Here is a 25,787-nt window from a genome sequence, read left to right as displayed (position 1 = left end):
CGCGAAGGGGCAGGAGTGCGCCATGAAGCTCACCGTTTTCGGTGCCACCGGAGGCATCGGCCAGGAAATCGTCCGCCAGGGGCTGGCCTCGGGCCACGAGGTCACCGCGGTGGTCCGGGACCCCGCGCGGCTGACCGTGCGGGGCGCGGGCCTTGAGGTGGTCCGCGCGGATCTCACCGACCCGGAGGCGGTACGCCCGGCGGTCGCGGGCCGGGACGCGGTCCTGTCCGGGCTGGGCGCGCGCAGCCGCAAGGACGCGGGCATCGCGAGCCGGCTCACACGGACGGTGCTGACGGCCATGGAGGCGGAGGGGGTGCGCCGGGTCCTGGTGGTGAGCGCCGGTCCCATCGGCCCTGACCCGGCGGGCGCCGGACTCCTCGACCGCACCGCGCGCGGGCTGATCTCGGCCCTCCTGAAGGACGTCTACGACGACCTGCGGGCCATGGAGGCGGCCCTCGCCGCCAGCGCCACGGACTGGACGAGCGTCCGCCCGCCACGCCTCCAGAACAAGCCGGTGACGGGCACGTACCGCACGGTGGTCGGCGGCTTCCCGGACAAGGGCCGGTTCATCGGCCGCGCCGACGTCGCCCACGCGATGCTGGCGATGACCGACGACCCCGGGACGGTGAAACAGGGCGTGGGGCTGGCCTACTGAGGCCGGCCGAGCGGGGTCTACCGGCCGTCGAGGCTGACGCCGACCGTCACCGGTTCGTTCACGAGCGTGATCCCGAAGGCGTCGTGGACACCGGCGACGACCTCACGCGCGAGGCCGAGCAGGTCCTCGGTGGTCGCCTCGCCGCGGTTGGTGAGGGCGAGGGTGTGCTTGGTGGAGATACGGGCGGGTCCGCTGCCGTACCCCTTGGTGAAGCCCGCCTTGTCGATCAGCCAGGCGGCGGAGGTCTTGGTGTGTCCCTCCCCCGACGGATACGCGGGCGGCTCCGCGTCCTCCCCGAGGCGCTCCTTCACGCGCGCGTGGAACGCGGTGAACTGCTCGTCGGTGAGGATCGGGTTGGTGAAGAAGGAACCGGCCGACCAGGTGTCGTGGTCGTCGGGGTCCAGGACCATGCCCTTGCCCGCGCGCAGCGCGAGGACGGTCTCACGCGCGCGGGCGAGCGGCACGCGGTCGCCGGGCTCGACGCCGAGGACACGGGCGGTCTCGGCGTACTTGACCGGCGCCGACAGCCCGTCCGCGTCCTCCAGCCGGAACCGGACCCGCAGCACCACATAGCGCTCGGGGTCCGCCTTGAAGCGGCTGTGCCGGTACGAGAAGGCGCACTCCTCGTTCGTGAGGGTGACCGTCTCCCGGGTCCTGCGGTCGTAGGCGACGACCTCGGTGATGGTGGCGGAGACCTCCTGGCCGTACGCCCCCACGTTCTGGATCGGGGTCGCACCGGCCGACCCGGGGATGCCTGCGAGGCACTCGATCCCGGCGAGCCCGGCCTCGACGGTCCGCGCGACGGCGTCGGTCCACACCTCGCCGGCCGCCAGCTCCAGCCGCGTGCCGTCGAGCACGAAACCGCGGGTGGCGATCCTCAGGGCGATGCCCTCGAACCCCTTGTCCCCGATGACGAGGTTCGACCCGCCCCCGATGATCAGCAACGGCGTCCCGGAGTCGTCGGCCTCGCGCACGACGTCGATCACCTCGGCGTCGGTGGCCGCGGTGATCAGCCGGGTCGCGGGACCACCCAACCGGAAGGTGGTCAGGGGGGCGAGGGGAGCATCGTGGAGTTCCTGCACGCGCCCAAGACTACGAGACGGGACTGACACCACCGGGGTGGCGGGGTGCGGGCTTCGTCGCCGGGGCGGGAGCGTCGTGTCCAGGGCGGGGGGCGTCGGCGCGGGCCGCGTGACGTGTGACCGGGTGCGGGCGTCCGACGGCGCGTGCGGCGCGGGGCCCTCCGCCCGGCACCGGGTCACTCCCCCGGCACCACGCGCGCGTGGCCGGCAGCACGCGCACGCACGTGTGGAGCCTCCCGCCCTCAACTGCCGTACGGCCAACCCTTCTCCAAGCCCACCCATGCGTCGAGCCCCACCGGCGAACCCGCACGCACGCGTGGAGCCCCGCCGACGTCGGCGGGGCTCCACGCGTGCGTGCCAGGGTGTCCGGCTCAGCGACCGGCGCTCTCCAGCACCGGGTCGGAGTCCGCCGACCCGGCCGGCTCGTCGGACTCGAAGGACGCCACCGCCGCGAGCTGTGCCGCCCGGCGCCGTGTCGGGATGAACAGGGTCGCGACTCCGGCGAGGGCGACCACCGCCGCGCCGGTGACCAGGGCGGGCTTCAGGCCATCGACGAAGGTCTGTGCGGTCTGGTAGCCGCCCTGGGAGGAGAAGATCGACGCCATGACGGCGATGCCGAGCGCGCCGCCGACCTCGCGGAGCGCGTTGTTGGCGCCGGAGGCGATGCCCTGCTCCTGGGGACGGACGCTGGACATGACCAGGTTGGAGGCCGGTGCGAAGAACAGGGCCATGCCGATGCCGCTGAGGATCAGGCCGGGCAGCTGGGCGCTGTAGGAGACGTCGGTGGTGACCACGTAGGACAGGTAGCCGAGACCGGCCGCCTGGAGGAAGAGGCCCGCGGCGACGACCGGACGGCCGCCGATGCGGTCGGAGAGGATGCCGGCGACGGGGGCGACCAGCATGGGCATGCCGGTCCAGGGGAGCATCCGCAGACCCGCCTCGGTGGGCGAGTAGCCGAGAACGCCCTGCATGTACTGGCTGAGCAGGAAGATCGACCCGAACATCCCGAGGAACATCAGCAGGCTCGCCGCGTTGATCCCGGAGAAGGCGCGGGAGCGGAACAGCCGCATCGGAAGCATGGGGTTCTTGGCGTTGACGCTGTAGATGACGAATCCGGCGAAGAGCGCGCTCCCGGCGAACAGCCCGGTGAGGACGAGCGAGCTGGTCCAGCCGTCGGCGGGCCCGCGGACCAGGCCGTAGACGATGCCGAAGAGGCCGCTGCTGGCGAGGAGGGTGCCGGGGAAGTCGAGCGGGGCGCCGGTGCCGTGGGACTCGGAGAGGCGCAGGCGGGCGAGCGGGAGCAGGGCCAGGCCGAGGGGGACGTTCAGCCAGAAGATCCAGTGCCAGGAGATGTGCTCGGTGAGGCTGCCGCCGATGAGGGGTCCCGAGGCGACGGCGAGACCGTTCACCGCGCCCCATATGCCGTACGCCATCCCGCGCTTGGCGACGGGCACGGCCGCCGTCAGCAGGGTCAGTGTCAGCGGCATCATGATCGCCGCGCCGACGCCCTGGACCGCGCGGGCCGCGATGAGGGACTCGATGCCGGGCGCCATGGCCGCGGCGGCGGAGGCGGCGGTGAAGACGGTGATGCCGATGAGGAAGAGCCGGCGGCGGCCGAACCGGTCGCCGAGCGCCGCGCCGAACATCAGCAGGACGGCGAAGGTGAGCGTGTAGGCGCTCACGGTCCACTCCAGGTCGCCCAGGGCGCCCCCGAGGTCCTTGCGGATGGACGGCAGGGCGGTGGTGACGACGAGGTTGTCAAGGGCCGCCATGAAGCCGGCGACGCTGGTGATGACGAGGGCCCAGACCATTCCCCCGCGCCGTGCGGTTGGCTGTGACATCGCTCCCCCAAAGGGTGCTCGTATCGATGATTAGTTATCGATGACTAACTTTGCCGCGCAGAAAAAGGCGAAGAATCCGCCCTTTGCCGATGCGTGCTACTTCTCCAGCCGGCCAATGATCCGAGCCGACGGGTAGAGCCCTTCCCAGACCCGGTGCTCGGGTGGAAAACCCATGGCCGCCAGGGTGTTGATCAGCATTCCGTACGCGAGGAAGGTCGTGGTCTGGTCGACATCCGCCCCCAGGGGCACATGCACGACGTCCCAGAGCCGCATCCAGCCCTTCCGTACGGCCTCGCCGAACTCGTGGTCGCCCTCCGCCTCGGCGGCGGCCACCGTGATGTACGTCTGCATCTGCATCTGCAGCTTCTCGGGGTACTCCGAGATGAGCTGCACATAACGGTTGGCCATGGCATGCAGGGCCTCTTCGCCCTCCAGCCCCTTGGACGACTCCTCCAGGACCTGGCACACGTCCTCGACACACCTGAGCGAGGCCGCCGCGAAGATCGCCTTCTTGCCCGGGAAGAGCCGGAAGAGGTAGGGCTGCGAGACCCCGACCCTCTGGGCGATCGCCTCGGTGGAGGTGCCGTAGTACCCCCGCTGCGCGAACTCGGCGATCGCCGCGCGGATGACGCTCTCGCGCCTCTCTTCTGCGCTCATCCTGACCATACGAGAAAGTTAGTACTCAATCACTAACTAAGTCAAGGGGGACGCGGGTCCGGATGTACGGGTAAGGGGCACCCGCCATTGCGGACACCCCTTACCTCGACCGACGATCAGCCGGTCACGCCAGACGATCAACCGGTCACGCCAGCCGTACGACCGCCCGTGACATCCCCAGCACCTTCTGCCCCGCGCTCATCGCCACCAGGTCCACGCGGACCGTGTTGTCGTCGAGCTTGGCGGCGACCTTGGCGCTGACCTCGACGGTCGCCCCCTGGTCGTCGTTCGGGACGACGACGGGCTTGGTGAAGCGGACGCCGTACTCGACGACCGCGCCCGGGTCGCCGGTCCAGTCGGTCACCACGCGGATCGCCTCGGCCATGGTGAACATGCCGTGCGCGATGACGTCCGGGAGCCCGACCTCCTTGGCGAACTTCTCGTTCCAGTGGATCGGGTTGAAGTCCCCGGAGGCGCCCGCGTACTGGACGAGGGCGGCGCGGGTCACGGGGAAGGCCTGGGCCGGCAGTTCGGTGCCGACCTCGACCTCGTCGTACGCGATCTTCGCCGTCATGTCAGTTCTCCTCCGCCGCGCGGGCCACGAGCTTGGTCCAGGCGGTCACGACGTGCTCGCCCGCCTCGTCGTGGACCTCGCCGCGGATGTCCAGGATGTCGTTGCCCGCCATCGACTTGATCGCCTCGATCGTGGAGGTGACCGTGAGCCGGTCTCCGGCGCGCACGGGGCGGACGTAGACGAACTTCTGGTCGCCGTGCACGACGCGGCTGTAGTCGAGGCCGAGCTGCGGGTCCTGGACGACCTGTCCCGCCGCCTTGAACGTGATGGAGAAGACAAAGGTCGGCGGGGCGATCACATCGGAGTGACCGAGCGCCTTGGCGGCCTCCGGGTCCGTGTAGGCGGGGTTGGTGTCACCCACCGCCTCCGCGAACTCGCGGATCTTCTCCCGGCCCACCTCGTAGGGGTCGGTGGGCGGGTAGGTCCGCCCCACGAAGGACTGGTCGAGCGCCATGGCCCGGTACCTCCTGATGTTCCTGCTGCGGTGTGGAGAACGACGCGAGGCCGCCCCCAGACTTCGGGGACGGCCTCGTGTACGAGCCTGATTCTTATCGCGTTTCGCGATGCGCGGTGTGCGCATTGCAACGCGGGCAGTGCTTCTTCATCTCCAGTCGGTCCGGGTTGTTACGCCGGTTCTTCTTGGTGATGTAGTTCCGCTCCTTGCACTCCACGCAGGCCAGCGTGATCTTCGGGCGGACGTCGGTGGCAGCCACAGGAGTGCTCCTTGACGAACGGATGGGACTATGAACGCATAACAGAGTAGCCGATCGAAGGACCGACCCCGCAATCGGCTACTGTCAGTAGCGGTGACCGGACTTGAACCGGTGACACAGCGATTATGAGCCGCTTGCTCTACCGACTGAGCTACACCGCTGTGATGCAATCGGTTCCCATCTTGCGACGGGAACCTTTCACACCAGAGCCCCAATGCGGAATCGAACCGCAGACCTTCTCCTTACCATGGAGACGCTCTACCGACTGAGCTATTGGGGCGAGCGATGAAGACATTACACGCTCGGCGACCGTTCGCCCAAATCCGTTTCACAGCCCCGCTCAAGCCGCTTCCACGGCCCTCCCAGCGGCCTCGGGAGCCCCTCCCGTACGGCGGAACCACACCGGTACGACTATTGCGCTCCTCCCGGCCGTGAGCGGATCACCGTCCTAGGCTCGACTCACTCTGCGTGATCTTGCGCCCCTTTGCGCAGCCCCGAGCCCTGAGCCCCGCAGCCCCGAGCCCCTGGAGCGCGATGCCCGACAGCCAGCCCCAGCCGTCCCACTCGTCCTCGGGTTCCTCAGGCTCGTCGGGACCGGCCGACCCGGCCGCGCTCCTGCTCTGCGGGGCCCGGCTGACCGACGGCAGGACCGTGGACGTACGGCTGGGCGGCGGGCGTATCGAGGCGGTCGGCACGGCCGGCAGCCTGGCGACGGACGCCACCCGCGCGTGCGGCGCGCGCGTCGACCTCAGCGGCTATCTCCTCCTCCCGGCCCCCGCGGAACCGCACACGCACAGTGACACCGCCCTGTCGGCCGAGCACGGCGGACCGGTCTCCTACGCCCCCGAGGACGTCCAGCGCCGCGCCACCGAGGCCGCGCTGCTGCAACTCGGCCACGGGGCCACAGCGCAGCGGGCACACGTGCGCGTGGGGGACGTCCAGGGGCTGAGCGCGCTGGCCGCCGTCCTCCAGGCGCGGCGGGCACTGCGGGGGCTCGCGGAGCTGACGGCGGTGGCGATGCCCCGGCTGCTGACCGGGGTGGCGGGGGCGGACGGGCTCGCGATGCTGCGGGACGCGCTGAAAATGGGTGCCTCCGTAGTGGGCGGTTGTCCGGATCTGGACCCCGATCCGACGGGGTACGTGGAAGCGGTCCTGGAGGTGGCGTCCGAGCACGGCTGCCCGGTCGACCTGCACACGGACGCGGCCGACCCGACCCGGCTGGCCCGGCTGGCGGCGGTCGCGGGCGGCCTGCGCCCCGGGGTGACGCTCGGCCCGTGCGGGGGCCTGGGGCGGCTGCCCGCGGACACGGTCACCCGGATCGCGGACCACCTGGCCGCCGCCGACGTCACGGTGGTGTGCCTGCCGCAGGGCGGCTGCGGCGGCGTCGACCGCCGGGGCACGGCTCCCGTACGGCTGCTGCGCACGGCCGGCGTCCAGGTGGCGGCGGGCAGCGGCGCCCTGCGTGACGTGTCCAACCCGGTGGGCCGCGGGGACCCGTTGGAGGCGGCCTACCTGCTGGCCTCGCGGCACGGGATGCGGCCCGAGGACGCCTACGACACGGTGAGTTCCTCGGCACGCGCGGCGCTCGGGCTCCCGGAAGTGCGGGTCGAGGCGGGATTTCCGGCCGAACTGCTCGCGGTGCGCGGCGACCGGCTCGCGGGCGCGCTGTCGCTGGCGTACAGCAGGATCGTGGTGCACCGGGGGCGCGTGGTGGCACGGACGAGTGCGGTGCGGGAGTACTGCAACACGGCGGCGGGCTCGGAGTTGGGGCTGCCCCGGCAGGGACGGGGCGAGTTGTCGTGAGCCGCCGCCGCTGCGCCGGGGCGTACGCCTGAGGCGCCCGGGCTCCGGTCCGCGCGCCGGGCGCGTCCGGCACGGGTGTGCGCTGCTGGGGCGCGGCTGAAGTCATGCGGCGCGTGCGGCCGTCCGGGCGTACGGTCGAAGGCATGCGCATTGTCATCGCTGGAGGTCATGGTCAGATCGCGCTGCGGCTGGAGCGCTTGCTCGCCGCGCGCGGTGACGAGGTCGCGGGCATCATCCGCAAGGCAGAGCAGGGCGACGATCTGCGGGCGGCCGGCGCCGAACCGCTCGTGCTCGACCTGGAGTCGGCCTCGGTCGAGGAGGTCGCGACGCGGCTGCGGGGCGCGGACGCGGCGGTTTTCGCGGCGGGCGCGGGCCCGGGCAGCGGCACGGACCGCAAGAACACGGTGGACCGGGATGCGGCGGTGCTGTTCGCCGACGCGGCGGTCCTGGCGGGCGTACGACGTCATGTCGTCGTGTCCTCGATGGGCGCGGACCCGACGCACTCCGGGGACGACGTCTTCGACGTGTATCTGCGGGCCAAGGGCGAGGCCGACGCGTATGTGCGCGGCCTGGACGCCCTGGACTGGACGATCCTGCGGCCCGGTTCGCTCACGAACGACGCCGGCACCGGGCTGGTCCGGCTGGAGGCCCACACGGGGCGCGGTTCGGTTCCTCGGGACGATGTGGCCGCCGTCATCGCGGAGTTGGTGGAGACTCCCGCGACGGCCGGGCTGACGCTGGAGCTGATCAGTGGGTCCGCGCCGGTGTCGGTGGCGGTCAAGTCGGTGGCGGGGAACTGAGGGTCCGGGTCACGGGGTTCCCTGCCGGGTGGTTCTCTGCCGGCTGCCAGCCCGCCAGGTGGAGGCCTGCCGGGTGGAGGCCCGCCGGCCAGAGGACTAGAAGAGGGGCATCTGGCCGGGGAACTCCGGGACCACGTAGCCGTCCAACGCGGGCTGTGCGGCCCCGAGTTCCGCCTGGCGGCGGGACCCGGGGCAGGACACGAGGTCGCCGGTCTCCCGGGCTCCGGGCGGGTCGTGGCGCGCGAACCGTCCGGCCACGACGGCGATTTCACGACGGCACTCGGGGCAGCTTCTGCGGCGTGACGACATGTCATCAGTCTGCCCCGACGTGGGCCGGGTCGGCTGTCGAGGCTCGCTCGGGTGCGCTCAGCTGTGGGCGACGGTGAGGCCGTAGAACGCGACGCGGGCGCCCTTGGTGGTGCTGTCGGAGGACGACTGGTTGTACGAACCGGCCTTGAAGTACTGCTTGTAGGCGTTGAAGGACGACGGGATGGCGTAGTGCGTGGTGCTTCCGTTGACCGTCAGGTTGATGGTGTTCCCGCCCGAGACGCCGATCGTGTAGCTCCACGTCTTGCCGACCGGCACGTTGCCCACGGTGTGCAGGGTCTGGCCGCCCGAGGGGGAGTTCTCGGTGCCGAGCACGATGTCGCCGCTGGAGCGGTAGTACAGCTCCAGCAGCGGCTTGGTGGAGCTGCCGCCGCTGCCGAGGTGGATCTGGCCGACGCAGACGTTCGACGTGACGGAGACGACCCGCAGCGTCGCCTTCATCGTGTGGGTGCCGCTGAGCGACCAGTCGGCGGCGCTGCCGCTGCGATTCATCTCGCGCAGTTCGGAGCGGGCGTAGTTCGAGTTGGGGGTGGTGACGCCCTTCTCCGGCGCCCAGAAGGTCATCGCTCCGTCGCGGGTGTCCGTGTAGAAGTACGAGTCCTGGAAGCCGTTTGCCCCCTGGAGCCGGGACGAGGAGATCGTCGTGGGCGAGCCGGGGGAACCGATCGGCTCCTGGAGCTGCCAGACCGACAGGTCGAAGTTGCCGCCGGGTGCGACGGAGGGGTCCGCCTGGGGGGAGGCGACGACACCGGTACTGCCCGACGCGGCGGGGGCCGTGAGGGCGAGGCCGCCGGTGACGGCGACGACGGTGACCAGGGAGGTGAGCAGCGTACGCATGCGCATGGGGGGTGCCTTCCTGTCTGCTCTGGGGACTCGGTTGGCGGAGCGCGTGTTCATGTGTGTGAACTTTGTGTTTCAACATGAACGCGGTGTCGCGACAGTAGGGCTGTGGCACGGGCACGTCAAGATTGGCGGCAGAGCGGGTGGGCGCCGCGGAACGCCTGGGAGATGACCCCGGGAACGACGAAAGGGTCTGTGATCAGCATTGCTGCTGATCACAGACCCTTTCGGTCGTGTGGCGGCGCCAGGGTTCGAACCTGGGTAGGCTAAGCCGGCAGATTTACAGTCTGCTCCCTTTGGCCACTCGGGCACACCGCCGGGGTTGCTGCCTCTCGCACCGATTTTCGGCGGTGCTCCGTGGCAACGACGTAAACGATACCCGATGCACAGGGGTGCTTCGCCACCCGATTGACCGGCGCTCGGAGGGGAGGGGGTGGCTAGGCTTATGCGGATGCGGCCCGGGGCCTACACCGGGCTCGGCGGCTGCCCCGACGCACGCCGATACGCAGTGACACGCATCGATTCGCACCCCGATACAAGGAGCCACAGGACATGGCCGACTCCAGTTTCGACATCGTCTCGAAGGTCGAGCGGCAGGAGGTCGACAACGCCCTCAACCAGGCCGCCAAGGAGATCTCCCAGCGCTACGACTTCAAGGGCGTGGGTGCCTCGATCTCCTGGAACGCCGAGAAGATCCTCATGGAGGCGAACTCCGAGGAGCGGGTCAAGGCGATCCTCGACGTCTTCCAGTCCAAGCTGATCAAGCGCGGCATCTCGCTGAAGGCGCTGGACGCCGGTGAGCCGCAGCTCTCCGGCAAGGAGTACAAGATCTTCGCGTCGATCGAGGAGGGCATCTCCCAGGACAACGCGAAGAAGGTGGCGAAGATCATTCGCGACGAGGGTCCCAAGGGCGTGAAGGCCCAGGTGCAGGGCGACGAACTGCGGGTCAGCTCCAAGAGCCGCGACGACCTCCAGGCCGTGCAGGCCCTGCTCAAGGGCAAGGACTTCGACTTCGCGCTGCAGTTCGTGAACTACCGGTAGAACCGGAACCGGCCTCCCGCGGCATCGCGCGCGGGTACGGGGATGGGATACGGGGAAGGGTGGGCGACCGTCGGTGCCCACCCTTCTCGTCTGCCTGCTACGGCACGGGGCGCCCATTTCGTCCAGCCGCTACGGCACGGGCCCCATTTACGGCGGCGAATTCCAGGGGCCCCCTTACGGCTGGGGGCGGGGAGCGTTGGCATCGGCGGCTGCCGGACCGGACGACGCGAGGAGGGCCCCCACGCCTCTGGCAATGAGGGCGGGCGTGCCACACCCGGCATCCGCATCCGCGACAGGAGCCGCCGGGCAGGCCCTAGCTGCGTGAGTTGCCGAACAGGATGCGGTAGACGATCAGGAGGACGAGGGCGCCGCCTATCGCCGAGGCCCAGGTGGCGCCGTCGTAGAAGTTCTTCGCGACCGGGTGGTCCAGCCAACGGGCCGATATCCAGCCGCCGATGAACGCGCCGGCGACGCCGATGATCGTCGTGCCGATGAAGCCGCCCGGGTCGCGTCCCGGCAGCAGGAATTTGGCGATGGCTCCGGCCAACAGTCCCAGGATGATCCAGCTGATGATGCCCATGCCGTGAACCTGCCCTCTCCCGCTGTGCTTGCACTGATCCGGAGCTGTGAATTCCGTCCGTCCAGGCTGTGTTCGTCGGTCCTTGCGCACGGCCTGTCGCCGCAATGTTCGGCCGTGCTGATGAACAGGACGTCACGGGTGCGTGTGGTGGTTGCAGGCATCGGTGGCCTGCGACGATCCCTCAGGACGCCCGTGCCGTGGTGCGTATGCGGAAGTCGGGCCACGGTGTCGGTTCGGGGGCGTCGACACGGTCCGCGTACCAGCCCGTGCCGTCGAGCCAGGCGCGCAGCCAGTCGGCGAGGCTGGGCGCGTCGACGTACCACGCGTGATCGGCCTCGTCGGCGTTCGGCTCGTAGAGGAGGACCGTGGCCTGCGGGGAACGGCAGTCCACGCACGCGTACATCGCGCAGCCCCAGTGGGATATCGGCAGGACGCCCTCGGGCCAGGGCCAGTCGGGGTCCTTGTCGCCGCTCGCGCGGTGGGCGAGGTACTGCGCGACGGCGGCGGGCTCGCCGGCCGGTGGGTTGTCGAGCAAGGGCAACAGGCCGTACTCCGGGCCGAATCCGCCGTCCCCTATCCGCGTGTAGAGCGCGGCGAGCAGCGGGGGCAGGCGGAAGCCCAGGGCGGCCTCAGCGCGGGTCACCGCGGTCTCGTCCACGGGCGCCGGGAGTGAAGTCCAGCCCCACGGGCGGGTGTTGCGGGCCTCGGCGGCCACCCGGGTCAACAGTCGCTGCTCGTTCTCGGTCATGGGTTCATGGTGCCGCGCGCCTCTGACAGCCGGGCCGGGCTGTGGACAACCCGCTGGGTGTGGACAACCTGGCGGCTGTGGAAAACGTGCTGGTCCTACGCCTCGGTGGCGGCGTGGTGCGGTGCGGTGCGGTGACGGACGGTCAGGCCATGTCGGGTCGGGTCGGGCTGGGCCAGGTTGGGTCGGGCCTGGTCGGATCAGGCCTGGTCGGATCAGGCCTGGTCGGATCAGGCCAGGTCGGATCAGGCCAGGTCGGATCAGGCCAGGTCGGATCAGATCAGGCCGACGTCGACGTGCCGTTCTGCGAGCAGGGCGAGGATTTCCTCGAACGTGGGTGAGTGCGGAGCGGGCCGGAGGCAGGCGCGGGCGACGGCGGCGTCGTGCCAGACGAGGGTGAAGGGCGGGGCCGCTCCCCAGTTGCCGCGCAGGCAGTCGTTCAGGGCGTCCAGGCTCCGACCGAAGTATCCGGCGGGGCCGTTGACCGCCTCGCCCAGGGCGCAGAGGAAGCCGGGCGGGTCGGTGATGTGGCTGCCGTCGAGGTGGTAGGTGGTGCCCGGTGGGCGGTCCGGGAGGGTGTGGGGGTGGTTCGCCAGGGCCGTGTCGAGCCAGAACCGGCGGCCTGCGGCGTCGCAGCCGGCCCAGCGGTTCGGCTCGGAGGGGCGGCCCTCGCTCCAGAGGTCCCATACCTCCCGGGCCGCGAGTGGAGGCCGTTCCGACCATGGGTCCAGGGTGAGGTCGACCAGGCCCGGGCCGCGCGCGGAGGGAATCCAGGCCCGTAACTCGCCCTCGGCGGCAGCCTGTACAGGTCGACCGGACGAGTCCACGCGGACCACCTTGACGTGGCCCAGGTCCTCTTCCCCGGCGTCCAGTGCCCCCCGCAGCGCGCCGCGCGGGGAGCAGCCCAACAGGCGCAACGGGGGCTCCAGTTGTTCGGGGCGTTCCTCCGGGATGCGGGCCAGGTCCCGGCAGCTGCCCCAGGGTTCGCCGCTTGCGCCCCGTAACCGGTAGCCCGGGGACAGGGGCGGGCGCTGCGGATAGTCGTGGGGGTTGTCGTCGGACTGGCTGCCCTCGACGGTGACGTCCCTCAGCGACAGATCACGGGCGCACGGGCGGTCGCCCACGACGCGTACGTCCTCCAGCCGCCACTCGCCCACTCCCCCGCCGCGCTTGTCGAGGGTCTCCAGGGTGAGCGGTCCGAGCGGCGCCGGACCGTCGGCACGCGCGTGTGCGAGGGCCGTTCGCAGGGCGCGCTCAGGTGTGCAGCCGAGGAGTTCGTAGGTCTCCCGCACGGGTGGGGGCGGGTCGGCGAAGAGGTCGTCGGCGTCCTGGCACAGGGCCCAGGTCTGCTCGTGGCCGTGCTCGCCGGTGGCCTCGGCTCCTTCGTCGTACGACAGCAGGACGTACTTCGGCGCCCCCACCGCGGGCCGCCGTCAGCGGGCGGCGAACGGCTGGTCCGTGGACACGATTTCGCGGCCCAGGGGGAACAGCGAGACGGGGATCAGCTTGAAGTTGGCGATGCCGAACGGGATGCCGATGATCGTGATGCACATGGCGATGCCGGTGACGATGTGCGCGAGGGCCAGCCACCAGCCCGCGAGGACCAGCCACAGGACGTTGCCGACGCAGGAGGGGGCGCCCGCGTCCCGGCGCTCGACCGTCGTGTACCCGAAGGGCCACAGGGCGTAGACGCCGATGCGGAAGGCGGCGATCCCGAAAGGGATGCCGATGATGGTGATGCACAGCAGCGCGCCGGCGAGCAGGTACCCGAGGAACAGCCAGAAGCCGCTCAGGACGAGCCAAATGACGTTCAGGACGGTTTTCACTGAGGGCGACCTGCCATCTTCTCGAGCCGGGCGATGCGCTCCGCCATCGGCGGGTGTGTCGAGAACATCTTGGAGAGTCCCTGGCCCGGGCGGAAGGGGTTCGCGATCATCATGTGGCTCGCGGTCTCGATCCGTGGCTCCGGGGGCAGCGGAAGCTGCTTGGTGCCCGCGTCGAGCTTGCGCAGGGCGCTCGCCAGGGCGAGGGGGTCTCCGGTCAGCTGGGCGCCCGAGGCGTCGGCTTCGTACTCCCTGGAGCGGCTGATGGCCAGTTGGATGAGGCTGGCCGCGAGGGGACCCAGGATCATGATCATCAGCATGCCCAGGATGCCGGGGCCGTCGTCGTCGTTCGAGCGGCCGATCGGGATCAGCCAGGCGAAGTTGACCAGGAACATGATCACCGAGGCGAGGGCGCCGGCGACCGACGAGATCAGGATGTCCCGGTTGTAGACATGGCTCAGCTCGTGCCCGATGACTCCGCGCAGTTCGCGCTCGTCCAGGATGCGCAGGATGCCTTCGGTGCAGCACACGGCGGCATTGCGCGGGTTGCGGCCCGTCGCGAAGGCGTTGGGGGCCTCCGTGGGCGAGATGTACAGGCGGGGCATGGGCTGGCGGGCCTGGGTGGAGAGGTCGCGGACCATCCGGTACAGGGCCGGGGCCTCGAACTCGCTCACCGGGCGGGCGCGCATCGCGCGTAGCGCCAGTTTGTCGCTGTTCCAGTACGCGTACGCGTTCGTGCCCAGCGCGATCACGACCGCTACGAGGAGGCCCGTGCGGCCGAAGAAGCTGCCGATGACGATGATGAGTGCCGACAGTCCCCCGAGGAGAACTGCGGTCCTGAGCCCGTTGTGCCGGCGGTGCACGGTACGCCCTCCAAATCATGCAGCAGGGGAACCCTTTGCTTGCTGATCTCTGATGCCACTGGTCTCGCGGTGCACGTCCAGTGGACCCTTCCGCACTGGTCAACGCCAGGCGAGGGCCACTAGTTCCCTTGTGCGTGCGGAGGCGGGCGTGGGCCGTCCGGGTGAGGACTGTGGTATGTGCCGGTGGCTCAGAAGAGCCCGGTGCCGGCGAAGCGGAGCACCAACTGGGGTGCTCCGGAAAGGGCGATCCCGAGGGCGCCGGTGAGGGCGATCGCGGCGGTGAGGGGTGCGGGGACGCGGTGCTTGGCGGGCTCGCTCTCGGGTGCGCGGAACAGCAGTGCCGTCCACTGGAGGTAGTAGAAGAGCGCGATCACCACGTTGACGGCCATGACGACCGCGAGCCATCCCAGACCCGCCTCGACGGCCGCCGAGAAGACGGTCACCTTCGCGAAGAGCCCGATGATTCCCGGCGGCAGCCCGGCCAGGCACAGCAGGAAGAACGCCAGGAGCAGGGCGGCCACCGGGTTCGACGCGTACAGGCCGCGGTAGTCGCTGATCCGGTTGAGTGCCCTGCTACGGCCGACCAGTGCGGCCACCGCGAAGGCGCCGAGGTTCACGGCGGCGTACATGAGGGCGTAGGCGACGGTGGAGCCGATCGACTTCTGGGCGTCCTTGGAGTACGCGGCGGCGGCGATCGGCACCAGGAGGTAGCCGGCCTGGCCGACGGAGGACCAGGCGAGCAGCCGTACCGCACTGTACGCGCGCGTGGCCTGCTGGCGCAGGGCACCCAGGTTGCCGACTGTCATGGTCAGGGCGGCCAGGGCGGCGAGTGCCGGGCCCCACACGTCGGCGTACGACGGGAAGGCGACGACGGTGACGAGGATCAGGCCGGAGAAGCCGACCGCCTTGCCGACGACCGACAAGTAGGCGGCGATCGGGAGGGGCGCTCCTACGTAGGTGTCGGGTACCCAGAAGTGGAAGGGGACGGCGGCCGTCTTGAAGGCGAAGCCGACGAGGGTGAGGACGACGCCGGTCTGGGCGAGGGTGTGGAACTGGCCGTCGACGTGCTGGATGCGGTCGGCGATCCGGGTGAGGTACAGGGTGCCTGTGGTGGCGTACACGAAGCTGACGCCCATCAGGCTGACCGCGGTCGCGGTGACCGAGGACAGGAAGAACTTCAGGGCTGCCTCGGCGGACTTCCTGTCGCCTTGCCGGATGCCGACGAGGGCGAAGGCGGGCAGGGAGGCGACCTCCAGGGCGACGATCAGGGTCGCGAGGTCACGGGAGGCGGGCAGCAGGGTGGCGCCCGCGGCGGAGGACAGCAGCAGGAACCAGTACTCCCCTTCGGGGAGTCCCCTGTCGGCGTCCTTCAGGGTGGTGATCGACAGGAGGGCCGCCAGGAGGGCGCCGCCGAGGACCAGGAACTGGATGACCAGGGTGAAGCGGTCCGCCGTATAGCTGCATGCTGTCGCGTCGCCGGTGAGGCAGAAGGTGGCGCGGTCGCCGTCCAGGAGGGGCAGCAGCATCAGGGCGGAGGCCGCCAGGCCCGCGACCGACACCCAGCCCAGGAGCGCTTTCCTGGCCTCCTGGAGGAACAGGTCGGCGACGAGGACCACCAGGCCGACGACCGCCGTGAGGGTGGGCGGTGCGATCGCGAGCCAGTCGACGGACTGGACCGTCGACTCCGCGAGAGGCTGGGCCAGGGCGCTCATCGGGTGCCTCCTGAGAGGAGCTGCTGCACGGCCGGGTCGGTCAGGCCGAGGAGTGCCTTCGGCCACAGGCCGGCGGCGACGGTGAGGGCGACGAGCGGGGTCCACGCGGCGAACTCGTACGTCTGGACGTCGGCGAGCTTCGGGGCCTCCTGCGCCACGGCGCCCATGCAGACGCGGCGGACCACGGCGAGCATGTACGCGGCGGTCAGGAGCGTGCCGAAGGCGGCGATCGCCATGAAGGTGAGGAACGCGGGGCGGCTCAGGTCGGCGGCGGGCTTGAACGCGCCGAACAGGGCCAGCATCTCGCCCCAGAATCCGGCGAGTCCGGGCAGTCCGAGCGAGGCGACGGCGGCGAACGCGAGGAGGCCGCCGAGGCGCGGGGCCTTGCCGTAGAGGGCCGCGCCGGTCTCCTCGGCGAGGGTGTCGAGGTCGGTGGTGCCGGTGCGGTCCTTGAGGGCGCCGACGAGGAAGAACAGCAGGCCGGTGATGAGGCCGTGGGCGATGTTGGCGAACAGCGCGCCGTTCACGCCGGTCGGGCTCATCGTCGAGATGCCGAGCAGGACGAAGCCCATGTGGCCGACGGAGGAGTACGCGATGAGGCGCTTGAGGTCGCCCTTCGCGCCTCGTTTCGCGAGGGCGAGGCAGGCCAGGGAGCCGTAGATGATGCCGACGACGGCGAAGGCGGCGAGGTACGGCGCGAAGGTGTGCATGCCGTCGGGGGCGACCGGCAGCAGGATGCGGACGAACCCGTACGTGCCCATCTTCAGCAGCACACCGGCCAGCAGGACCGAGCCGACGGTCGGGGCGGCGGTGTGGGCGTCGGGCAGCCAGCTGTGCAGGGGCCACATCGGGGTCTTGACCGCGAGCCCGATCCCGATCGCCAGAACGGCGATGACCTGCACGGATGTGGTCAGCGACCGGCCGTTGTCAGTGGCGAGTGCCACCATGTCGAATGTGCCCGCCTTGATCCCGATCAGGAGCAGGCCGAGCAGCATGACGACGGAGCCGAGCAGCGTGAAGAGGATGAACTTCCAGGCGGCCTGGGTGCGTTGGGCGCCGCCCCAGCGGGCGATGAGGAAGTACATCGGGATCAGGACGGTCTCGAAGGCGAGGAAGAAGAGGATCAGGTCGAGGACGGCGAAGGTGGCGAGGGTGCCGGACTCCAGGACGAGGATCAGGGCGACGAACGCCTTCGGGGACGGGCCAGCGGCCCCCGGCGCCAGTCGCTGATGTTGCTGTCTGAAGTAGGAGTAGAGCGCGCAGAGGAAGGTCAGCAGCGCGGTCAGGACCAGGAGGGGGAGGGAGATGCCGTCGATGCCGAGGTGGATGCGCACGTCGAGTGCGGGGATCCAGCTGATGTCGGTCGTGGCCTGCATCTTCGACGGGTGGTCGTGGTCGAAGCCGAGCGCGAGGACGATCGCGGCGATGAGGATCACGCCGGTCACGGTCACGCCGTGCCGTAGTACGGCCTGCTCGGGCGACTTCCCCTTCAGTCCGGGCGGGGCCGGCAGCAGGGCCGCGACGGCTCCCAGGAGCGGGCCGACGACGATGAACGCCAGAAGGACCTGCATCACGGACTCGTTGATATCGATCACGCCTGCTCACGCTCCCGTGGCGACGAGGAGGACGGCGACCGTCAGGACGACGGTGCCGGCGAGCAGCGCGCTCACATAGGTCTGAAGATTGCCGGTCTGGGCGCGCCTGACGGCGGCTCCGAGAAGGCGGGGCAGGGTGCCCGCGCCGCGTACGTAGGTGTCGACGACCTCGCGGTCGAGGAACCGGACGAGATCCGCCGCCGCCAGCACGGGGCGGACGAACAGCGCCCCGTAGACGGCGTCCAGGTGGAAGCCGGTGGCCGCGTGGCGGTGCAGCGGGCCGAGCAGGAGGCGGCCCGGGTCCGCCGGGTCGGATGCCGAGGCGACGTCTCCGTAGGCGGGCGTATGGCTCGCGATGGCCTCGGCCTCGACGAGTCCCGCGTCGCCCTCCGGGTGGGCCGCGACCGCGCCCAGGGGTGCGCCGGCCGCGAACGCGGTGGTCTGGCGCCAGGCGCCGTAGGTGACGACGACGCCGACGAGGGCGACGCCCGTGCCGAGCACCGAGGTGGTGAGCGTCGGGGTGAGGTCGCGGCCGTCGAACCAGTCGGGGAGCACGCGGTAGGCGAGTCCGCCGAGGGCGAGGGACGGGACGGCGAGCACCCACAGCACGGCGTTCATCGTCACGGGCTGCCTGCCGTGGTCGGGGGCTTCAACTCCCCTGCCGTGGAAGGCGAGCAGCCACAGACGCGTCGCGTACGCGGCGGTGAGGAGGGCGGCGAGCAGACCGGCGACGAGGACGATCCAGCCCGCGGCGCCGGGGATGTGCGCGGTGTCTCCGGTGGCCGCGTGTTCGGCGGCGCCGAGGACGGACTCCTTGGAGAAGAAGCCGCTTAAGGGCGGGATCGCGGCGAGCGCGAGGAGCGCCACGGTCATCGTCCAGAAGGCGTCGGGGACGCGGGCGCGGAGGTTGCCCATGCGCGACATGGCGGCGAGCGAGTTGGTGCCGGTGGCGTGGATGACGACGCCGGCCGCGAGGAAGAGCAGCGCCTTGAAGGCGCCGTGGGACAGGAGGTGGAAGACGGCGGCACCGCGGTCACCGACGGCGAGGGCACCGGTCATGTAGCCGAGTTGGCCGATGGTCGAGTAGGCGAGGACGCGCTTGATGTCGTCCTGGGCGAGCGCGGCGAGACCGGACCCGGCCATCGTGACGGCGGCCATGACGGCGAGGACGACCATGGCGGCCGAGGAGGCCTCGAAGACCGGGAGGAGCCGGGCGACGAAGTAGACGCCGGCGGCGACCATCGTCGCGGCGTGGATCAGCGCGGAGACGGGTGTCGGGCCCGCCATCGCGTCGGGGAGCCAGGTGTGCAGCGGGAACTGCGCCGACTTGCCCGCCACGCCGGCCAGAAGCAGCAGCGCGATCAGCGTCGGGTGGTGCAGCCCGCCGTGCGCGACGGTGTCCAGGACCTTGGTGATGCGGAAGGACCCGGCGTCGGTGGCGAGCGCGAACAGGCCGATCAGGAAGGGGACATCGCCGAGTTTGGTGACGAGGAATGCCTTGATGGAGGCGGCGCGCGCCTCTGGGGTCTCCCAGTAGTGGCCGACGAGGAAGTACGAGCAGATGCCCATGGCTTCCCAGCCGACCAGCAGCACGATCAGGTCGCCGGAGTAGACGACGAGGAGCATCGCGGAGGTGAAGAGGGAGACGAGCGCGGCGTACGACGGGTAGCGCGGGTCGTCGCGCAGATATCCCGTCGAGTAGATCTGCACACAGGTGGCGACGAAGCCGACGAGTACGGCGACGAGGGCGGCGAAGCCGTCGATGTGCAGGGCGAGTTCGACGGGGACCGAGCCGGTGGGGGTGAGTTCGGTGGCGGCGTCGACGGCCGCGTTACCGCCCTGGTGTACGGCGACGACCGCGGCCAGCGCGAGCGCGCCGAGCGACGGCAGGACGGCGAGCGGGCGGACGAACCCGGGGGCGGTACGGCCCAGGAGCAGGCCGGCCGCGGCGCCGAGGAACGGGAGGAGGGGGACGAGGACGGCGAGGGTGGTCGTGGTCACGCGGTGGCCTCAGCCTTCTTGGCCGTGGGGGGCTGGGGGCCGTTGTCGTTGCCGCTGTCGTCCGGGCCGTCAGTTCCGTCCGGGCCGTCGGACTCGTGGCCCTCGGCCGTGTCGCGGAGCTTGTCGATGTCCGAGGTACCGCGAGCCCGGTACACGGCGAGCACGATCGCCAGGCCGATGCCGATCTCCGCGGCGGCGATGGCGATGGTGAACAGGGTCAGCGCCTGGCCGGAGTGCAGCTTCTCCTCGGCGGTCCGGCTGAGCCAGACGTCGAAGGCGACGAGGTTGAGGTTCACGGCGTTGAGCATCAGCTCGACCGACATGAGGACGAGGATCGCGTTGCGGCGGGCGAGAACCCCATAGATGCCGGTGCAGAAGAGGAGGGCGGCGAGCACGGCGGGATAGACGAGGTGCATCAGCGGGCTCCCTTCTGCTCGGTCGGATCGTTGCCTTGAGACGGGCTATTTCGCCCGAACGTGTGATTACGGGAATCCGGGACGGATGGGGAACTACCGGTCGGCGGTCGGGAGTTCACAGGGGGAGAGCTCGACTCAGCCTTCGCCTTGCGGGACAGGACGATCGCGCCGACCAGTGCCGCGAGGAGGAGGACGGAGAGGGCCTCGAAGGGGAGGACCCAGTTCTGGAACAGGCTCGCGCCGGTCACCGCGGTCGAGCCGGCGGCCGGACCGTCCAGGTCCATCCAGGTCGAGCGGAAGGCGTCGACGACGACCCAGACCAGGGCCGCCGCGGCGGCGACGGCCACGGCGAGGGCGGCCCAGCGGTTGCCGGAGTCGGCGTCCGGTGAGCGGCCGATGGGGGCCTTGGTGAGCATCAGCCCGAAGAGAAGGAGGACGACGACGGAACCGACATAGATGAGGACCTGCACCCAGGCGATGAACTCGGCGGTGAGCAGGAGGTATTCGACGGCCACACCCCCGAGGGCCACCACGAGCCACAGGGCGGCGTGCACCAGCTGCTTGGTGGTGACGGTGACGAGGGCCGCGCCGAAGGTGACCAGGCCGACGAGGAGGAAGGCGATCTCGACGCCGGTCGGGGAGAGAAAGCCGTGCGGGTGGCTGGTAGCGGCGGTTGCCGTGGCGGCGGCGGTGGTGACGGTTGCGGCGAGGGTCATGACTGGCCCTCCGGCGGCTCGGCGGGGTCGACGGGGGTGGCGGACGGGGCCTCGGTGGGGTTGGGCTGCGCGGGCTCGGCGGGCTGCGCGGGCTTGGCCGGCTTCGGAGGCTCGGTGGCCGCTGTGGCTTGCGGGGGCTCTACCGGCTCTGCAGCTTGCGTAGCCTCCACGGCGTCCGTGGTTTCCGCGGCCTGTGCTGCTTCCACGGCCTCGGTTGCTTCCGCACCCTGCGCTGCCTCCGCAGCCTGTGCTGCCTCCGCGGCCTGTGTCGCGGCCAGCTTTTCGGCGGTTTTGCGGGCGGCGGCGATCTCCTTGGGTTCCTCGGCGGCGGGGTCGAGGGCGGGTGGGGCGGGGACCGTCCACATCCACTCGCGGAGCTTGTCGCGTTCGTGGGTGAGTTCGTGGATGTCGGTCTCGGCGTACTCGAACTCCGGGGACCAGAACAGCGCGTCGAAAGGACAGACCTCGATGCAGATACCGCAGTACATGCACAGGGAGAAGTCGATGGCGAAGCGGTCGAGGACGTTGCGGCTGCGCTCGCGACCGCCGGGGGCCGCCGCAGGGACCGTCTCCTTGTGGGAGTCGATGTAGATGCACCAGTCGGGGCACTCGCGGGCGCAGAGCATGCAGACCGTGCAGTTCTCCTCGAACAGGCCGATGACTCCGCGGGTGCGGGGCGGGAGGTCGGGCTGAGTGTCCGGGTACTGCTCGGTGACGGTCTTCTTCGTCATCGTGCGGAGGGTGACGGCCAGGCCCTTGGCCAGGCCGGAGCCGGGGATCGGGGCCATCAGAGGAACACCACCTTCACGACGCCGGTGAGGGCGATCTGAGCGAGGGAGAGGGGGACGAGGAGGGTCCAGGAGAGTTTCTGGAGCTGGTCCTCGCGCAGGCGGGGATAGGTGACGCGGAGCCAGATGACGACGAAGGCGAGGACCGCGGTCTTCAGCAGGGTCCACACCCAGCCGAGGCCGTCCGCGCCCCAGGGGCCGTGCCAGCCGCCCAGGAAGAGCACGGTGGTCAGGCCGCACAGGACGACGATTCCGGCGTACTCGGCGAGGAGGAAGAGGGCGAAGCGGAGACCGGTGTATTCGGTGTAGGCGCCGAAGATGATCTCGGAGTCGGCGACGGGCATGTCGAAGGGGGGCCGTTGGAGTTCGGCCAGGCCGGCGATGAAGAACACGATCGCGCCGACGATCTGCCAGGGCAGCCACCACCAGTGGAAGGCGTCGAGGATGCCGGGGAGGGAGACCGTGCCGGCCGCCATCGCCACGGAGGCGGCGGTGAGCAGCATGGGGAGTTCGTAGGCGAGGAGCTGTGCGGCGGTGCGGAGGCCGCCGAGGAGGGAGAACTTGTTGGCGGAGGCCCAGCCGGCCATGAGTGAGCCGAGGACGCTCACGCCCATCACCGCGAGGACGAAGAAGATGCCCGCGTCCAGGACCTGGCCGACGGCGCCCTCGCCCGGGCCGATCGGGATGGCGAGGAGGACGAGGAGGTACGGGAGGAGGGCGACGGCGGGGGCGAGTTGGAAGACACGGCGGTCCGCGTCCGCCGGGACGATGTCTTCTTTCTGGGCGAACTTCACGCCGTCGGCGACGAGTTGGGCCCAGCCGTGGAAGCCGCCGGCGTACATGGGGCCGAGGCGGCCCTGCATGTGGGCCATCACCTTGTGCTCGGTCTGACCGACGATCAGGGGGAAGGTGAGGAAGACGACGAAGACGATCAGGAGTCGCAGGGCGACGTCTAGCGCGTCGTTCACTGCGGGCCTCCTGTGGGGGTGTCGGGAGTTGGGTCCTGGCGCGCGGGGTTCTCCGAGGTGGGGTCCTCGGAGGGCGGGGGCGGTTCGGTCCGTTCAACTGCGGGCGGGGTAGGCGCAGTTGCGTCCGGAGCCGGCCTGGGGGCGTCTGGGTCCGGCTCGGGGTCGCCGCCCGCGGACGGTTCGGAGGAGGGTGAATCCGGTCCGGGTGCGGGAGAGTCCGGACTCGGTGCGGGAGAGTCCGGCTTGGTTGCGGGCGAGTCGGCTTCGGTCGGTGATCCGGCGGCCGACTCCTTGGCGGGGCTCGGCTTCGGTTCGGACTCGGGCCTGGCTGCGGACACCGGCGGGGGTTCGGACTCCGGCTTGGCCTCCGATACCGGCGCGGGTTCAGACTCGGGCCTGGCCTCAGACACCGGCGCGGGTTCAGACTCGGGCCGGCCCTCAGCTACCGGCGCGGGTCCGGATGCCGCCTTGGCATCGGGCGCAGGCTTGGGCTCAGACTCCGGCGCCGACTCCACCTCGGGCTTGGCCTCCGACTCGGGCTCCGGCTCCGGCTCCGCGAAGGCGGGGCGGGCGTTGTGCCACGGGGCGTCCGTGTTGCGGGGGGCGGTGGGGGGCTGGGGGGTGCTGCTCTCTTGCGCCTGTGCCTGTTCTGGCCCAGGTGCTGATCCCGATTCCACCGCAGGTGCAGGTGCCGGTGCCTGTTGTGACGCGGAGCCGTCGCTCGCGCTGCGGGAGCGGCGAGGGGGCGTTGCACCCGTCCCCTGCTGACTCGCCGAGCCCTCCGAGGCGCTGCGGGTGCGGCGGGGCGCGGCCGGGGTTCCCGAGCTCTGTTCCGCGCGGTCAGCACCGGTTCGCTGGGCCCGGCCCTGGTTCTGGTCCTGGCCCTGGCCCTGGCCCTGGCCCTGGCCCTGGCCCTCGGTCGACGGCGTCGCGCTCTCACCCGCCGGCGTTGCCCTCTCGGCCGACGGCACTTCGTTCCCGGCCGATGGCATCGCATCGTCGCCTGACGGCACCGCACCGTCGCCCGACGGCACCGCACCCCCAGCCGTGCTCCCCTGACTCGCGGACCCCTCCGAAGCGGAACGCCCTCGCCGTACAGGGCGGTCACCCGCCGCACGGGCCGGACCCTCACCCCCCGCGCGGGCCGGACGCTCGCCCGCAGCGCGTCCCGCGCCTCGTGCGGGGCGGGCCGGGGCTGCGGGGAGTTGGCCCTTCAGCGGGCCCCATTCGTTCGGGTCGGGGACGCCTGGGGGGAGCATCTGGCGGCGTTTGGGGGCGCCGTGGTCGGACTCGCCGGGTTCCTTGGCGCCGGGCCAGGCCTTGGCCACGCGGGCGGCGAGGACGAAGTCCTTGCGGAGGGGGTGGCCTTCGAAGGTTTCCGGGAGGAGGAGGTGGTCCAGTGCCGGGTGGCCCTCGAAGTCGACGCCGAACATCTCGTGGGTCTCGCGCTCGTGCCAGGCGGCACCCGCGTAGACGTCGACGGCGGTCGGGAGTGCCGGGGTCTCGTGCGGGACCGTCGTCCGGACGAGGAGTCGGCGTACCGGGGACAGTGCGACGACGTGGGCGGAGACGCGGAAGCCGGTGCCCGGTTCGTCGACCGCGCTCAGCCAGTCGAAGTAGGTGCAGCCCAGGGCGTCGCGGGCGGTGCGGAGGGCGGCGAGCCAGGTGGTGGGGGGTACGTCGACCGTGAGGAGTGCGTACGACTCCTCGGCCGTGGCCTCCGTACCGAACAGTTCCTCAACCGGGGCGGGCAGCCAGCCGACGGCGGTCATCGGGCATCCCCCGACTCCGACTCCGGCCCCGACTCCGGCCGTGACTCCGAACCGGGCCCCAACCCTGCCCCTGACCCCGAGTCAGAAGACAAGCCGGAACCAGCACCAGCACCAGCGTCGGCCCCCGCGCCCCGGCCCGCGCCCGGCGCAGCCCCCCGCACCGGCGCCGCAATCAACCCGCTCTGTAGCGCGGCCGTAGAAGGCCGGGCGGTGCTCGCTCCGTACCGTTCCCCCAGCGATTCCCGGGCGATCTTCTCCTGGAGTTTGAGGATGCCCTGGAGGAGCGCTTCGGGGCGGGGCGGGCAGCCGGGGACGTAGACGTCGACCGGGATGATCTGGTCGACGCCCTTCGTGACCGAGTAGGAGTCCCAGTACGGGCCGCCGCAGTTGCTGCACGCGCCGAAGGAGATGACGTACTTGGGCTCGGGCATCTGCTCGTAGAGGCGTTTCACGGCGGGGGCCATCTTGTCCGTGACCGTGCCGGAGACGACCATCAGGTCGGCCTGGCGTGGGCCCGGGGCGAAGGGGATCACGCCGAGGCGGATGAAGTCGTGGCGGGCCATGGACGCGGCGATGAACTCGATCGCGCAGCAGGCGAGGCCGAAGTTGAAGACCCAGAGGGAGTAGCGGCGGCCCCAGTTGAGGACGACCTTCATGGGTTCGGGGGCGAGGCGGGCGAGGGCGCCCAGGCGTTTCGGCTCGGGGAGGTACACCGGCTCAACCGGCTGCCCGTCGGAGTCCGGTGTCGTCACGTCCATGCCAGGACGCCCTTCTTGTATGCGTACAGCAGGCCCACGGCCAGGAAGCCGAGGAAGATGAACATCTCGACGAGGGTGGTCGCGCCGTAGCCGGGCGCGGCGAAGACCGTGGCCCAGGGGAAGAGGAAGATCGAGTCGACGGCGAAGACGACGTACAGGAACGCGTAGACGTAGTACCGGACCTGGGTGTGCGCCCAGCCTTCGCCGACCGGGTCGACCCCGCACTCGTACGTCAGGAGTTTCTCGGGGGTGGGGACCACCGGGCGCAGCAGGCGGCCCGCGCCGAAGGCCACGGCGACGAAGAGCACGCCGACGACGGCGAGCAGTCCGACGACGGAGTAGGACCGGAAGTAGTCCGCCGCGGCGACGACCACGGTCGGTTCCCGCAGGCCCGACGGCACACCTCCCGGCACGGAATCCCGTACGGCCGCCGACATGGATGCGGGCAAGGACTCCCGCACAGTCGCCGGCAAGGCCCCCTGGACCATCTCCCGCACGTCCGACCCCTCCTCCGCCCGATACCCGCGCTGATGCCCGCGCTACCCCGGTGACGCATGTGACCGCTGTGTTCGACGATCCGTACGCACGGGAGTCTAGGCCCTGTTAAAAGGACCGTAAGCAGTCCGTCGCGCGTGGGGATACACCGGAGGGCCATCGCGGAGGTGTCGGAGACGCATGGTGGGGTTTTCCCCAGGAGACCCGGGCGGCGGACCTCAT

At 70.8% G+C, this 25,787-nt stretch carries 27 protein-coding genes and 3 tRNA genes; 4 read left to right on the top strand and 26 right to left on the bottom strand.

From position 1 onward, the window contains the following. The first annotated feature begins 22 nt into the window (after nt 1–22). Nucleotides 23–655, top strand: a complete 633-nt coding sequence (locus ACIRB1_RS30710; protein ID WP_403467700.1) for an NAD(P)-dependent oxidoreductase — start codon at nt 23–25, stop codon at nt 653–655. A 17-nt stretch (nt 656–672) separates the two neighbouring features. Here the strand turns inward: ACIRB1_RS30710 and ACIRB1_RS30705 are convergent, their stop codons facing one another. From ACIRB1_RS30705 to ACIRB1_RS30670, 8 genes are all read right to left on the bottom strand, one after another. Beyond that, nucleotides 673–1,737, bottom strand: a complete 1,065-nt coding sequence (locus ACIRB1_RS30705; RefSeq protein ID WP_403467699.1) for a UDP-N-acetylmuramate dehydrogenase — start codon at nt 1,735–1,737, stop codon at nt 673–675. Nucleotides 1,738–2,108: 371 nt separating this feature from the next. Next, complete coding sequence (locus ACIRB1_RS30700; RefSeq protein ID WP_403467698.1) at nt 2,109–3,578, bottom strand: DHA2 family efflux MFS transporter permease subunit; 1,470 nt, start codon at nt 3,576–3,578, stop codon at nt 2,109–2,111. Nucleotides 3,579–3,674: 96 nt separating this feature from the next. Next, nucleotides 3,675–4,244, bottom strand: coding sequence for a TetR/AcrR family transcriptional regulator (locus tag ACIRB1_RS30695; RefSeq protein WP_403467697.1), 570 nt, complete (start codon nt 4,242–4,244; stop codon nt 3,675–3,677). Between the two features lie 136 nt (nt 4,245–4,380). Beyond that, a complete protein-coding gene (locus ACIRB1_RS30690; protein ID WP_352184848.1) occupies nt 4,381–4,809 on the bottom strand; it encodes a MaoC family dehydratase in 429 nt (142 codons plus the stop codon). A gap of 1 nt (nt 4,810) precedes the next feature. Continuing rightward, nucleotides 4,811–5,263, bottom strand: a complete 453-nt coding sequence (locus ACIRB1_RS30685) for a MaoC family dehydratase N-terminal domain-containing protein (RefSeq protein ID WP_352184847.1) — start codon at nt 5,261–5,263, stop codon at nt 4,811–4,813. A 94-nt stretch (nt 5,264–5,357) separates the two neighbouring features. After that, nucleotides 5,358–5,522 (bottom strand): 50S ribosomal protein L33, encoded by a 165-nt coding sequence (rpmG, locus tag ACIRB1_RS30680; RefSeq protein WP_003948671.1) that lies wholly within the window; start codon nt 5,520–5,522, stop codon nt 5,358–5,360. Between the two features lie 88 nt (nt 5,523–5,610). Then, nucleotides 5,611–5,683: transfer RNA gene (locus ACIRB1_RS30675), tRNA-Met, on the bottom strand. A gap of 46 nt (nt 5,684–5,729) precedes the next feature. Further along, nucleotides 5,730–5,802 (bottom strand) — tRNA-Thr (locus ACIRB1_RS30670). Between the two features lie 254 nt (nt 5,803–6,056). Here ACIRB1_RS30670 and ACIRB1_RS30665 point away from each other — a divergent pair. Further along, nucleotides 6,057–7,325, top strand: a complete 1,269-nt coding sequence (locus ACIRB1_RS30665; RefSeq protein ID WP_403467696.1) for an amidohydrolase family protein — start codon at nt 6,057–6,059, stop codon at nt 7,323–7,325. 143 nt (nt 7,326–7,468) lie between these two features. Next, nucleotides 7,469–8,125, top strand: coding sequence for an NAD(P)H-binding protein (locus ACIRB1_RS30660; protein ID WP_403467695.1), 657 nt, complete (start codon nt 7,469–7,471; stop codon nt 8,123–8,125). A 96-nt stretch (nt 8,126–8,221) separates the two neighbouring features. Here ACIRB1_RS30660 and ACIRB1_RS30655 read toward each other — a convergent pair whose 3' ends face one another. The 3 genes from ACIRB1_RS30655 to ACIRB1_RS30645 form a co-directional block, all read right to left on the bottom strand. Continuing rightward, the gene (locus tag ACIRB1_RS30655) at nt 8,222–8,434 is read right to left on the bottom strand and encodes a hypothetical protein (protein WP_033282563.1); all 213 of its coding nucleotides are present in this window, start codon (nt 8,432–8,434) and stop codon (nt 8,222–8,224) included. Nucleotides 8,435–8,491: 57 nt separating this feature from the next. Further along, nucleotides 8,492–9,295: a polysaccharide lyase family 7 protein gene (locus tag ACIRB1_RS30650; RefSeq protein ID WP_403467694.1), complete on the bottom strand. Its 804-nt coding sequence runs from the start codon at nt 9,293–9,295 to the stop codon at nt 8,492–8,494. A 233-nt stretch (nt 9,296–9,528) separates the two neighbouring features. After that, nucleotides 9,529–9,610, bottom strand: a tRNA-Tyr gene (locus ACIRB1_RS30645). A 234-nt stretch (nt 9,611–9,844) separates the two neighbouring features. Between ACIRB1_RS30645 and ACIRB1_RS30640 the strand changes: the two genes are divergently transcribed. Continuing rightward, nucleotides 9,845–10,333 carry a YajQ family cyclic di-GMP-binding protein gene (locus ACIRB1_RS30640; RefSeq protein ID WP_352184843.1) on the top strand — a complete coding sequence of 163 codons (489 nt, stop codon included), beginning with the start codon at nt 9,845–9,847 and terminating at the stop codon, nt 10,331–10,333. Between the two features lie 313 nt (nt 10,334–10,646). Here ACIRB1_RS30640 and ACIRB1_RS30635 read toward each other — a convergent pair whose 3' ends face one another. The 15 genes from ACIRB1_RS30635 to ACIRB1_RS30565 form a co-directional block, all read right to left on the bottom strand. Then, entirely contained in the window at nt 10,647–10,913 is a 267-nt protein-coding gene (locus ACIRB1_RS30635) for a GlsB/YeaQ/YmgE family stress response membrane protein (RefSeq protein WP_352184842.1), read from the bottom strand. A gap of 181 nt (nt 10,914–11,094) precedes the next feature. Beyond that, a complete protein-coding gene (locus ACIRB1_RS30630) occupies nt 11,095–11,661 on the bottom strand; it encodes an SMI1/KNR4 family protein (protein ID WP_403467693.1) in 567 nt (188 codons plus the stop codon). A 272-nt stretch (nt 11,662–11,933) separates the two neighbouring features. Beyond that, a complete protein-coding gene (locus tag ACIRB1_RS30625) occupies nt 11,934–13,079 on the bottom strand; it encodes a barstar family protein (RefSeq protein WP_403467692.1) in 1,146 nt (381 codons plus the stop codon). 12 nt (nt 13,080–13,091) lie between these two features. Further along, on the bottom strand, nt 13,092–13,484 hold the full coding sequence (locus tag ACIRB1_RS30620; protein WP_352184839.1) for a YccF domain-containing protein: 393 nt from the start codon (nt 13,482–13,484) through the stop codon (nt 13,092–13,094). Next, a complete protein-coding gene (htpX, locus tag ACIRB1_RS30615; RefSeq protein ID WP_352184838.1) occupies nt 13,481–14,344 on the bottom strand; it encodes a zinc metalloprotease HtpX in 864 nt (287 codons plus the stop codon). Before htpX ends, ACIRB1_RS30620 begins: the two co-directional genes overlap by 4 nt. A gap of 188 nt (nt 14,345–14,532) precedes the next feature. Continuing rightward, complete coding sequence (locus ACIRB1_RS30610) at nt 14,533–16,056, bottom strand: NADH-quinone oxidoreductase subunit N (protein WP_403467691.1); 1,524 nt, start codon at nt 16,054–16,056, stop codon at nt 14,533–14,535. Then, entirely contained in the window at nt 16,053–17,651 is a 1,599-nt protein-coding gene (locus ACIRB1_RS30605) for a NuoM family protein (protein WP_403467690.1), read from the bottom strand. The genes ACIRB1_RS30610 and ACIRB1_RS30605 overlap by 4 nt, the downstream gene beginning before the upstream one ends. 6 nt (nt 17,652–17,657) lie before the next feature. Next, a complete protein-coding gene (locus tag ACIRB1_RS30600; protein ID WP_403467689.1) occupies nt 17,658–19,652 on the bottom strand; it encodes an NADH-quinone oxidoreductase subunit L in 1,995 nt (664 codons plus the stop codon). Then, a complete protein-coding gene (nuoK, locus tag ACIRB1_RS30595) occupies nt 19,649–20,068 on the bottom strand; it encodes an NADH-quinone oxidoreductase subunit NuoK (protein ID WP_403467688.1) in 420 nt (139 codons plus the stop codon). The genes ACIRB1_RS30600 and nuoK overlap by 4 nt, the downstream gene beginning before the upstream one ends. Next, nucleotides 20,068–20,784, bottom strand: coding sequence for an NADH-quinone oxidoreductase subunit J (locus ACIRB1_RS30590; protein ID WP_403467687.1), 717 nt, complete (start codon nt 20,782–20,784; stop codon nt 20,068–20,070). The genes nuoK and ACIRB1_RS30590 overlap by 1 nt, the downstream gene beginning before the upstream one ends. Further along, nucleotides 20,781–21,572, bottom strand: coding sequence for a NuoI/complex I 23 kDa subunit family protein (locus ACIRB1_RS30585; RefSeq protein WP_403467686.1), 792 nt, complete (start codon nt 21,570–21,572; stop codon nt 20,781–20,783). Before ACIRB1_RS30585 ends, ACIRB1_RS30590 begins: the two co-directional genes overlap by 4 nt. Further along, a complete protein-coding gene (locus ACIRB1_RS30580; protein WP_403467685.1) occupies nt 21,572–22,540 on the bottom strand; it encodes an NADH-quinone oxidoreductase subunit H in 969 nt (322 codons plus the stop codon). Before ACIRB1_RS30580 ends, ACIRB1_RS30585 begins: the two co-directional genes overlap by 1 nt. Further along, nucleotides 22,537–24,312: an NADH-quinone oxidoreductase subunit C gene (locus tag ACIRB1_RS30575; protein WP_403467684.1), complete on the bottom strand. Its 1,776-nt coding sequence runs from the start codon at nt 24,310–24,312 to the stop codon at nt 22,537–22,539. Before ACIRB1_RS30575 ends, ACIRB1_RS30580 begins: the two co-directional genes overlap by 4 nt. Continuing rightward, complete coding sequence (locus tag ACIRB1_RS30570; RefSeq protein ID WP_403467683.1) at nt 24,309–25,070, bottom strand: NADH-quinone oxidoreductase subunit B; 762 nt, start codon at nt 25,068–25,070, stop codon at nt 24,309–24,311. The genes ACIRB1_RS30575 and ACIRB1_RS30570 overlap by 4 nt, the downstream gene beginning before the upstream one ends. Further along, nucleotides 25,061–25,507, bottom strand: coding sequence for an NADH-quinone oxidoreductase subunit A (locus ACIRB1_RS30565; protein ID WP_403467757.1), 447 nt, complete (start codon nt 25,505–25,507; stop codon nt 25,061–25,063). Before ACIRB1_RS30565 ends, ACIRB1_RS30570 begins: the two co-directional genes overlap by 10 nt. Nucleotides 25,508–25,787: the final 280 nt, after the last annotated feature.

The organism is Streptomyces sp. NPDC096013, assembly GCF_044763565.1.
Lineage (GTDB): Bacteria > Actinomycetota > Actinomycetes > Streptomycetales > Streptomycetaceae > Streptomyces.
The sequence above is the reverse complement of the archived record's forward strand: the minus strand, read 5'-3'. Positions and strand labels throughout refer to the sequence as shown.